Annotated in this window: 10 protein-coding genes; 4 read left to right on the top strand and 6 right to left on the bottom strand. The window is 45.1% G+C overall.

The window, feature by feature from the left end; genetic code table 11:
- Positions 1 to 108 precede the first annotated feature (108 nt).
- The 6 genes from DFR58_RS16760 to DFR58_RS16730 form a co-directional block, all read right to left on the bottom strand.
- On the bottom strand, positions 109 to 582 hold the full coding sequence (locus tag DFR58_RS16760; RefSeq protein ID WP_114299005.1) for an LURP-one-related/scramblase family protein: 474 nt from the start codon (positions 580 to 582) through the stop codon (positions 109 to 111).
- 15 nt (positions 583 to 597) lie between these two features.
- On the bottom strand, positions 598 to 1,416 hold the full coding sequence (locus DFR58_RS16755; protein WP_114299004.1) for a TPM domain-containing protein: 819 nt from the start codon (positions 1,414 to 1,416) through the stop codon (positions 598 to 600).
- Positions 1,417 to 1,433: 17 nt separating this feature from the next.
- On the bottom strand, positions 1,434 to 2,024 hold the full coding sequence (locus DFR58_RS16750) for a LemA family protein (RefSeq protein WP_114299003.1): 591 nt from the start codon (positions 2,022 to 2,024) through the stop codon (positions 1,434 to 1,436).
- Between the two features lie 347 nt (positions 2,025 to 2,371).
- On the bottom strand, positions 2,372 to 3,313 hold the full coding sequence (locus DFR58_RS16745) for a transketolase family protein (protein WP_114299002.1): 942 nt from the start codon (positions 3,311 to 3,313) through the stop codon (positions 2,372 to 2,374).
- 1 nt (position 3,314) lies between these two features.
- Complete coding sequence (locus DFR58_RS16740; protein ID WP_114299001.1) at positions 3,315 to 4,160, bottom strand: transketolase; 846 nt, start codon at positions 4,158 to 4,160, stop codon at positions 3,315 to 3,317.
- Between the two features lie 359 nt (positions 4,161 to 4,519).
- Complete coding sequence (locus DFR58_RS16730) at positions 4,520 to 5,428, bottom strand: YitT family protein (RefSeq protein WP_114299012.1); 909 nt, start codon at positions 5,426 to 5,428, stop codon at positions 4,520 to 4,522.
- A gap of 382 nt (positions 5,429 to 5,810) precedes the next feature.
- Between DFR58_RS16730 and DFR58_RS16725 the strand changes: the two genes are divergently transcribed.
- Genes DFR58_RS16725 through DFR58_RS16710 form a run of 4 tightly spaced genes read left to right on the top strand, consistent with a single transcriptional unit; the run spans position 5,811 to position 10,182 of the window.
- Positions 5,811 to 7,013, top strand: a complete 1,203-nt coding sequence (locus DFR58_RS16725) for a carboxylate--amine ligase (RefSeq protein WP_114298999.1) — start codon at positions 5,811 to 5,813, stop codon at positions 7,011 to 7,013.
- 17 nt (positions 7,014 to 7,030) lie between these two features.
- Positions 7,031 to 7,852 carry a PHP domain-containing protein gene (locus tag DFR58_RS16720; RefSeq protein ID WP_170138198.1) on the top strand — a complete coding sequence of 274 codons (822 nt, stop codon included), beginning with the start codon at positions 7,031 to 7,033 and terminating at the stop codon, positions 7,850 to 7,852.
- Positions 7,852 to 9,201, top strand: coding sequence for a polysaccharide deacetylase family protein (locus DFR58_RS16715; RefSeq protein WP_170138197.1), 1,350 nt, complete (start codon positions 7,852 to 7,854; stop codon positions 9,199 to 9,201). The genes DFR58_RS16720 and DFR58_RS16715 overlap by 1 nt, the downstream gene beginning before the upstream one ends.
- A 33-nt stretch (positions 9,202 to 9,234) precedes the next feature.
- Positions 9,235 to 10,182: an SDR family oxidoreductase gene (locus tag DFR58_RS16710; protein WP_114298996.1), complete on the top strand. Its 948-nt coding sequence runs from the start codon at positions 9,235 to 9,237 to the stop codon at positions 10,180 to 10,182.
- Positions 10,183 to 10,188: the final 6 nt, after the last annotated feature.

Below are 10,188 nucleotides of genomic sequence, written 5' to 3'. Positions count from 1 at the left end.
TGCTCTCGGCATAATCATCACCTCAGAATATATTGCTTTATGAGATATATTATACCTCCTTTGTGTAATAATTGTCAAGAACAAATGTTCTAAAAGCAGGAGCGTCCCCTACTCGTTGTGGCACACCATGTCGATAACTATTGCAAGTGCCAGCGTTCCCACCTGATCATATTTGTCATCTATATCCACTCCATAGGTGTCGGAGAATGACAGGTATTGCTTTGATATCCGCGCTATCTCCTGTCCGTTTCCATACAGCCTGAATTCGTGGGCCCAGAAGTTGCCTTCCACACTGTAAGTCGCAACTCCGCTGTCAATTTCAAAATCATTCCTGAATAACGCAAATTTCTTCCGTATATTTGCCGTGTGCTGCCCTCCAATATATACGTCATATTCGGGCATAAGCTTAAATAGCTTTTGCTCAATGTAGCACAGCTCATTGTCCATAAGGTCAAAAATCCTGAGCTTTTTCCCAAAGGATAGTATCTGGCTTCTTACAATAAATATATCGCTCCCCGCTTCATTCTTTATTGTAAAACTGTCTCCCAGTGAAAATATCCTCTGCCTCACTAAATATCTCACGCTATCACCCCTCCTTTAATACTTGCCACTGCTTCCTCCGCCCCCGAAGCTTCCTCCGCCTCCTGACGATCTGCCTCCTCCGAACCCGCCGGAGCCGCCGCCCCATGACCCTCCTGAGCCTCCGCGTCCGCCTCCACGTCCTCCTCCGCGAAATATGTTGCTCCAAAAGATTAATTTTATAAGTGCAGATGTAATCCTGAATCTGAAAAAGATCCCATCAAGTATAATAAGTCCGATAATTAAAAATGGTGTAAGCTTTTTTGCAGCAGAATCAGCCGGAATGCTCTGCCCTGAGTGTCTCGTCTGAGGATAGGAATAATCGGAATCCAGTTCAATGTTATACTCTGCGGCTACATCGCCTATCAGAGCCATAAATCCATTAGTAATTCCGCTGTCATAATCCCCCTCCTTTAAATAGGGTATTATAATCTTGTCTATTATTTCCTTTGCCCTTATGTCAGGGATAGCCCCTTCAAGCCCATAGCCTACCTCTATATCCACCTCTCTTTCATTTACAGCATTTAAGAGCAGCACTCCATTGTCCTCACCCTTTTGTCCTATGCCCCACTTTCTGCCTAATTCCAATGCGTAGCTCTCTATGTCCTTGCCTTCAAGTGAGCTCACTGTTACAACAACCACCTGCGCTCCCGTTTTATTTTCCAATTGCTTTCCCACACTTGCAATTAAGTCCTCGGTGGACTTTTGCAGCACACCGGCATAATCATTTACAAAAAACTCAGCCGTGGGGGATGGGTAGTTGTCCCCCGCGTGAGCAGTTAAGGAAAATGCAAGCACCGCTATAACTATCAAAAATATCCTTAGACACTTTCCCATTCCTTTAACCCCCTGTTTTAAAATTTGACTTCAGGCGCCTTCTGAGCATCAGGGGAAGCTTTAAAGTATTCCTTTTCTGAAAACCCCGTCATTCTCGCAAAGATACTTCCCGGAAACCTTGTAATCTTAAGGTTATAAGCCTCTACCGATTCAATGAAATCCTTTCTTGCAATGCTTACCCTGTTTTCGCTCCTTTCAATTTCCATCTGAAGGTTGGCAAATTGCTCGCTTGCCTTCAAATCAGGGTAATTCTCAACCAGCAACAGCACGCTCCGGGCTGCCTCCGATATGGCTCTGTCTGCCTCCAGCTTGCTTTCCACATCAGCAGACCCATTCATAAGCACCGATCTGGCGCTTGCTATATCGCCAAACACCTTCTCCTCATGCTTGGCATACCCCTTTACTGTTTCCACAAGATTGTTTATTACATCCGCCCTTCTCTGCATGACATTTTCTACCTGGCTCCATTTGCTTTTAACCCTTTGATCCGCAGAAACCAAGCCATTATGAACGGCAACGGCATTTCCCGCTATAATTACAATAATAAGCAAAAGAACTCCCCACTTTATCCACCTTCCCCATGGATATGCATCGTACCTGTAGCCCATAATAAAATTCTCCTCCCATAAAATAAATACATATATGCATCAGTGCAATAAACCTGCGTTGACTATATAAGTCTATTTACGTTGTCACTTATAAATTATACCTCCTTTTTGGCTTAAGCAGCTAAAAATTTTTTAATAAGTATATGTAACAGAATTATGGCTTAAGCCTATTTAATATGTATATCTTAGATTGATACTCTATATTATATATTACTCTTATCTATATTGTTATGCAAGTACAAAAAAAGCAGGGGCTATTTGATAATCCCCCGCTTCTTGTATATTTATACTGATTTCTGCCTGTCTCTTAATTTCTCTTGAATTATCTTTTATTCTCTTAAGAGCAGTTACTTCTTCATTTGTATCGACTGCTTTGCTTTTTGGACTATGTTTTCAGCAGTTAAGCCATACATTTCCATCAATTTATCAGGCTTTCCCGACTTGCCAAACTTATCCTCTATTCCAACCATTTTTAGAGGCACGGGGTAATTCTGAACCAAAACCTCTGCAACAGCACCGCCCAGTCCTCCAACTACGTTGTGCTCCTCTGCCGTAACTATCGCCCCTGTCTCCTTTGCAGCCTTTATAATGATATCGCTGTCTATAGGCTTTATAGTGTGAATGTCGATTATTCTGGCCTTAATGCCTTGCTGCTCCAGAAGCTTTCCTGCTTCAACGGCAGTATGCACCATTAAACCCGTCGCTATTATTGTAACATCCGATCCGTCGGATATCATATTGCCCTTGCCCAGCTCAAACCTGTAGCTTGCCTCATCGTAAAGCACAGGCACAGATAAACGCCCCAGCCTTAAGTACACAGGCCCGTCATGCTCTATAGCCGCTTTTACTGCACATCTCGTTTCCACTGCGTCGGCAGGACTGAGCACCACCATATTGGGAAGAGCCCTCATTATTGCTATGTCTTCAATACACTGATGCGAAGCCCCATCCTCGCCTACAGATATTCCCGCATGAGTCGCGCCTATTTTAACATTCAGCTTTGGGTAGCACGCAGAATTTCTGATCTGCTCGCAGCTTCTCTCAGACGCAAATATGGCAAAGGTGCTTGCAAAAACCACCTTTCCACAGGTAGCTATTCCCGCTGCCGTAGACATCATATTGCCTTCGGCTATTCCCATATTTATAAACCTCTCAGGATATTTCTTCTTAAAGGTATCCGTTTTTGTTGATTTTGACAGGTCGGCATCCAGCACCACTATCCTGCTGTCGCTTCCGAACTCCGCCAATGCGCTTCCATACGCTTCTCTGGTGGCAATTTTCTGTGTCATATTATTCTACCTCCAATGCTGACAAAATATCATTCAACTCCGCTATGGCCTGATCCCTTTGTTCCTTATTCGGGGCTGTCCCATGCCAACCCGCATTATTCTCCATAAATGAAACGCCTTTGCCTTTAACAGTAGCGCAAACAATCATTGTCGGTTTGCCTTTAGTATTTTTAGCCTTGTCAATTGCTTCTGTTATCTGTGTTAAATCATGTCCGTCTATATTTATAACATTCCATCCAAAGGCCTCAAATTTGTTAGCCACCGGCTCAGGAGACATAACATCCGTAATGTTTCCGTCTATCTGAAGACCATTATGGTCAAGGAATGCAGTAAGGTTATCAAGCTTATAATGAGCGGCTGCCATGCTGGCCTCCCATACCTGGCCCTCCTGAAGCTCGCCGTCGCCCAGTATTGCATATACCCTGTAATCCTTGTTATCAAGCTTTCCTGCAATGCCCATTCCTACAGCCGCTGAAATTCCCTGCCCCAGAGACCCTGTAGACATGTCCACTCCGGTAACATACCTCATGCTGGGATGTCCTTCAAGATAGCTGTCTGCGCTTCTGAATTTTACAAGATCCTCTTTTGGGAAAAAACCTTTTTCAGCCAGAGCGGCATAAAGAGCGGGAGCGCAGTGACCCTTAGAAAGCACAAACCTGTCGCGATCCTCCCACTGTGGGTTCTTCACATCCACTCTCATTTCATTAAAATATAAAGCAGTTAAAATATCGGTACACGAAAGTGAGCCTCCCGGATGTCCCGACGCAGCGCTGTATACCTCATCAATAATATGCTTTCTAATCAAAACAGCCTGCTTCTTTAGTTCCTTCAATTTATGTATTTCCATCTGTTACATCTCCTTTTGCCTGAATTTCTTAATTCATAGTATACTATACCATATATGATAAGTCCATATAATGTTAGTTATTTACTATCATAATGTTATATTTTTTCATGCAAATCATCGTAGGGAACACCAGACTGTGTGAAAACCCTAAAATTGTTTGGAAAATTGCAGCTTGCCACCGCTGCGACATCATGGGGTACGGTTCTTCTGCTTTCCTTTCAGTCCTACGCTGCGCTACGGAAGCATAAGAATCCGTCCCCAAGATTCCTCCGCTGTTTTTCTGCAAGGACAAAGCTTTACAATTTCATTCAAAATAGTTTTCACACAGCCTGACGCCCCCCGTGGTGTTCCGCACCCCGTTACATTGTATACGTTTTAAACCCCTCTCCCAGCACCTCCCTTATATCTGCCAGTATAATAAACGCCTTTTCGTCCTCCATTGCCGCAATTTCCTTAAGCTGCTCAAGCTGTCCTCTGTGCAGCACACACATCAGCACCTTTTTATGTGACCCGGTATACATACCTGTCCCGTTAAGCGCCGTAACCCCTCTGTCCAGCTCGTCAAGAATTCTCTGCGCTATTTTATCAGACTTGTCCGAAATTATAAATACCGCCTTTGCAAAATTTATCCCTTCTAAAATAGCATCTATAACCTTTGAAGAAACATACAGTGCAACTATGGCATACAGTGCAATAATAAAGCTTTTAAAGGCTACTGCCGCAAATATAATAACACTGGTGTCCACCACAAGCAATATTTGTCCCATGGTTAAATTGGGCCTGAAATGGTTTACTATTCTTGCAGCGAGATCACTGCCTCCCGTGGTGGCCCCATATTTAAACACCAGCCCCAGCCCAACTCCCATCATTCCTCCTCCGAAGATGGCATAAAGCAGCAGATCGGGAGTCGAATATACCTGCTCGGGGCTTGCTAAATATTTATCTACAAAAATTTGTGTAAAGGGCTCGGTAAAGTCCACTATTACAGAAAGCAGCACCGTGCTGAGCAGCGTCCTGACTATAAACCTTCTTCCTACAAGCCTTATTCCCGCAATAAACAGCGGCAGATTAAGAGCCAGCATTGTCGCTCCCACAGGCAGCCTGTACTGGCTCAGGTAATATACCACAGTAGCCAGTCCGCTCACTCCTCCGGGAGCAATTTTATACGGTACAAGAAAAATGTTTATGGATGCAGCGGTAATAATCGACCCTATTATTATCCACATATAGTCCTTCCACGCCTTATTTATGCTCTTTGCAATGCTCATAATATACCTCAAGAACAGCTTTGGATTGTTTTTATAATGATATATTGCCCACATATATAAAAAAAATCCCATCGTGTCAGACTGTGTGAAAACCCTAAAATTGTTTGGGAAATTGCAGCTTGCCACCGCTGCGGCATCATGGGGTACGGTTCTTCTGCTTTCCTTTCAGTCCTACGCTGCGCTACGGAAGCATAAGAATCCGTCCCCAAGATTCCTCCGCTGTTTTTCTGCAAGGACAAAGCTTTACAATTTCATTCAAAATAGTTTTCACACAGCCTGGTGTCCCCTTGACACGAGTTGCTAGCTAAATATAAAGATGATAAAATTACACATATAAAAAGCTTGTACATTAACAACACAATTTTAAGGGAGCTGTAATAATTTGAACAGAGCGCTGATTACAGATGTGCATTACCGTATGAGTCTGGCTGTTATACGTTCGCTGGGCAGAAGGAAAATTCCTGTTACCGCTGTGGAATATGAAAATATACCCGTTAAATCGGCTTTAGGCTTTTACTCAAAATATACCTCTCAACGAAAGCTTATTCCGTGTGCCTCAAGCGATAGAGACACGTTTATAAGCTCAGTGCTGGAGCTGTCAAAGCAGGCCGCCCAAGACAGCGGCAGCCTGCCGGTACTTATTCCGGTAGGGCTTGGCAGCCTTATGGCGATATCCCTGAACAGGGAGCTTTTAAAGCCGCATACGCATTTTATTGTGCCGCCACATGAAAGCATTGAGACGGCCAATGACACCGGTAGGCTTATTAAGCTTGCGGACTCCATAGGTATACCCTGTCCGTCCACCACTACCCTGCTTGAAAATGAATCCATAGAGTCGCTGTCTTTAAGGATTTCATATCCCGCTGTTATCAAGTACAGGGAGGGCGAACTCCTGAAGCTTGGGCCCGAAAAGAGATACCGCATAGTCAAATCCCCCTCGGATTTTGCAGCCGAGTTTGCTTTCATGCACGCACAGCAGCCCTATCCCATAGTCCAAAGCTATGTAAAAGGCTCCGGATACGGTGTTTCAGCAGTATTTGATAATAACGGGGAACCGCTTGAAATATTCTGCCACAGGAGAATACGTGAATATCCCGTGACGGGAGGCCCAAGCTGCCTTTGTGAAAGCATATGGAACGACAGGCTTGCAGATTATGCCGTAAGGCTTTTAAAAGCACTTAACTGGCGTGGAGTCGCAATGGTAGAGTTTAAGGGCGACCTCCAAGGGGAAATATGTCTTATGGAAATAAATCCGCGCTTTTGGGGAAGCCTATCACTGTCTGTTGCGGCGGGCTGCGATATACCCTTCGCCGTATACAGGGCGGCTCTGGGGGAAACTGCCCCAAGCCCGTCATATGGCTGGAACGAAGGACGGTATAGACTCAATATTAAAATGAGGTTTATTTTGCAGGATCTCTTATCGCTGCGGGGATACCTGAAAGCCTCAAGGAATAAGCCTGAATTTTTGCTGGAGTACATAAAGGACTTATTGAATCCATTCATTTGCGACGGGGTAATTGATCTCAGGGATTTAAGTCCGTCCTTGCGCTATTTGCTTCAGGCCTTTAAGAAACATATTGGTTAGGAAGGATGTATACTGTTTTGAAATTTGATCTTCATATTCACTCAAGGTACTCTCCCGATTCCCGGAGCAGGGTGTCCGATATAATTGAAAAGGCGAGAAAAGCCGGCCTCTACGGCATTTCAATAACCGATCACAACTGCTTTGACGGAAGCATGGAGGCTTTAGAGCTTTCTCCGGCAGATATTATGATTATTCCGGGAGCGGAGTATTCAACCGATCAGGGGCATTTTTTAGTGTATTTTTTAAAGCAGGGCCTTGAAAAATGCGGGCTTTTAAGAGACTCTCTCATGCGCTTTTACTGGCGTGAGCTTTTAGATGCAGCTCACAGCCAGGATGCTCTGGTTTTTATTGCCCACCCCTTCAGAAATCCCATTGCTTATCACAAGGATGTGCTTGAGCTGGTGGATGGCATTGAGATATACAACAGCAGGGCTTCGCTGTGCAGGAATATGCAGGCAAATTTACAGGCCCAACAGGCAGCCATAAGGCATAATAAGGCTTTTTGCGCCGGAAGCGATGCCCACTGGCTTGGAGAAATAGGACATTCCTTCTGGGAATACATACCCGTTGTCGCAAACAGCAGCATGAGCGCGGAGGCGGGTATATACGCCGCCTTAAGGTCTGGAAGCGGGAGGGTATGGGGTTCGGCTACCTCAAGAGTATACCAGCCAGCCAGCCAGATACTCAAAAGCTTTAAGACCTCATCATATACCAAGGCCTGTAAGCCCATAATAAAGATGGCCTATTCTGTGGCAATGGAATGTGCAAGGCTTTCGGGAATAGGGCCTAAGCCGTTAGAGGGATGGGCCGGCTTACAATACGAGAAGGGTGGAGAATAATGTTCATTTACGATGCCGCACGAAAAATAAATTCTTACAGGAAAATCCGTAAAAAATCCATAGCCGGGCAGCATTTGAGCCCCGTAAGAAGAATAGAAAGAACCGCACCCTTAAAGGGTGTACGGTATGTCGCTATGACCTTTGACGACGGCCCGTGCGCCGTTGCTCCGAGCCCATGGGACAGCAGTACTGATCAAAGAAAGCTCACGGAGGTAATTCTGGATGCACTGAACAAGTACAATGCCAGAGCTACCTTTAATGTAATAGGTACAACGGAGGATAACTATCCCGACAAAAGGGGAAGCCTCAATTCCTTTTCATGGGGAGGCTTGCGCTTTGATCACTATCCCGACTTTCAAAAGGACTCACTGGCGGGAGTTAAAAACCAGTTGGGCCTTGCGTCAAGGATGATAGCAGAAGGACACGAATTGTCAAACCACGGCTACAGGCATATTCTTTTTGGGCCAATGAGACTGGTATACCGGCAAAGAGAATATTTTAAAAAGCTGCAGGAGGTAATAGACGATTTATGGAAGCTTCACAGCCTTGTGTTGAAGGAGTTGAATTATACCATAAGGCTTGCAAGGCCCCCGCACTACATAGATAAAATACCCGACAACCACAGTGCCTATGACGCATTCAGCCATATGGGGTATCAGTATATCGCAGCAAGCTATGACGGGGGAGGCTGGAAGGCGACCTGCGGAAGCTACCAAAAGGACGTGGAGGATATGGTCAGGCCATTGGAGGAGGCACTTCTCAGAGATCCCTCCTGCTTAAACGGTCAGATTATATTTCACAAGGATGGCTGCAATATGTCAAAGCAGACCCCTGTTGCACATTCCCTTGAAAAGCAGCTTAAGCTTTTGTCGGAGGCGGGCTATAAGGTGCTTACCGCATCGGAGCTTATAGCACTTTCTCCCTTTGAGGATATAGACGACAGCGACCCTGTGTTTGAAAGCGCCAGGTATCTTGCAGGCAGGGGTTTTTGCATAGGCTATAGGAACAACACCTTTCAAGCTGACAGGGTGCTTACAAAGGGTGAGCTTGCAATTATGCTCACTCCTCACAACGTAAGCGGCCATGTTAAGGGAAGTGCGGAATGGGCGCTGCTTCAGCCGTGGTTTAAGGTGTTTTTGGACTCAAAGCATCGCTTCAATCCCGATGAGCCGGTATCTGCAAAGGAGTTTGAAAGCTTTCTGGATAAGGCGTGCGAAGGCAAAAATATAAGTTGGAGCCGAAATGACAATAAAGGCTTGGGAATGGGGGCCATAAACCCTGCAAGGCTCCGACGGAGGGATGTCATAGATGCACTGTGCCTTATTGACAAACAAAACTCTATAAAATAAACTATACTAAAACAGGAGTGGAGCAATTTAAAAATGAATAAGTATCTTATAACGGGAGGCGCCGGCTTTATAGGCTCAAATATTGCGGAGAGGCTTTTAAAGGAAGGCCACAGTGTAAGAATTTTAGACAACCTCTCTACAGGAAGATTTGAAAATATAAAGGGCTTTGCTGAGGACATAGATTTTATATGCGGAGATTTATCGGATTACAGTACGGCACGCAAGGCGACCGAGGGCATGGACTACATTCTGCACCATGCGGCTCTCCCGTCTGTTGAGCTGTCGGTAAAGGATCCGTGCGCCGTTAATGAGAGTATTGTCAACTCTACGGTGAACCTTTTTAAAGCCGCAGTGGACTGCGGAAGCGTCAAGAGAATAGTACAGGCAGTATCGGCAGCAGCCTACGGAAACGATCCCACTCTGCCCAAGACAGAGGATATGCCCCCTAAGCCTGAGTCTCCCTATGCTGTGGCAAAGCTTGCACAGGAATATTATGCAAGGGCCTTTTATAATGTTTACGGGCTTCAGGTGCTGTCGCTCAGGTATTTTAATGTGTTTGGCCCAAAGCAGGACCCCTCTTCATTTTATTCAGGGGTTATTTCCATATTCTCCTCTCTTATGCTTAAAGGCAAATCCCCCGTCATTTTTGGAGACGGACTGTCAAGCCGTGATTTTGTATACATAGACAATGTTGTGGATGCCAACCTAAAGGCTTGCGCCTGTCCATGGACAGGCTCCTCGGAGATAATAAACATAGGCGGCGGCCAAAGTATGACTTTAAATGAATTGGTAGAAATACTGAATAAAATTTTAGGGACAGATATTGTCCCAGGCTACAAGCCTCCCAGAGCAGGGGATGTAAAGCACTCAATGGCCGATATATCAAAAGCTTCCGCATTACTCGGATATGAGCCAAGGATTACTGTTTCCGAAGGACTTCAAAGCTTGATTGCATGGTATAGAAATAATGACTTAGTTTAAAAGGAG

This window comes from Anaerobacterium chartisolvens (assembly GCF_003337415.1).
GTDB lineage: Bacteria > Bacillota > Clostridia > Acetivibrionales > DSM-27016 > Anaerobacterium > Anaerobacterium chartisolvens.
The sequence above is the reverse complement of the archived record's forward strand: the minus strand, read 5'-3'. Positions and strand labels throughout refer to the sequence as shown.

Excerpts from the sequence above, each read along its gene's own strand:
- DFR58_RS16755 (WP_114299004.1), bottom strand. The coding sequence starts at position 1,416 with ATGGGAAAGTGTCTAAGGATATTTTTGATAGTTATAGCGGTGCTTGCA.
- DFR58_RS16750 (WP_114299003.1), bottom strand. The coding sequence starts at position 2,024 with ATGGGCTACAGGTACGATGCATATCCATGGGGAAGGTGGATAAAGTGG.
- DFR58_RS16745 (WP_114299002.1), bottom strand. The coding sequence starts at position 3,313 with ATGACACAGAAAATTGCCACCAGAGAAGCGTATGGAAGCGCATTGGCG.
- DFR58_RS16740 (WP_114299001.1), bottom strand. The coding sequence starts at position 4,160 with ATGGAAATACATAAATTGAAGGAACTAAAGAAGCAGGCTGTTTTGATT.
- DFR58_RS16730 (WP_114299012.1), bottom strand. The coding sequence starts at position 5,428 with ATGAGCATTGCAAAGAGCATAAATAAGGCGTGGAAGGACTATATGTGG.
- DFR58_RS16715 (WP_170138197.1), top strand. The coding sequence starts at position 7,852 with ATGTTCATTTACGATGCCGCACGAAAAATAAATTCTTACAGGAAAATC.
- DFR58_RS16710 (WP_114298996.1), top strand. The coding sequence starts at position 9,235 with ATGAATAAGTATCTTATAACGGGAGGCGCCGGCTTTATAGGCTCAAAT.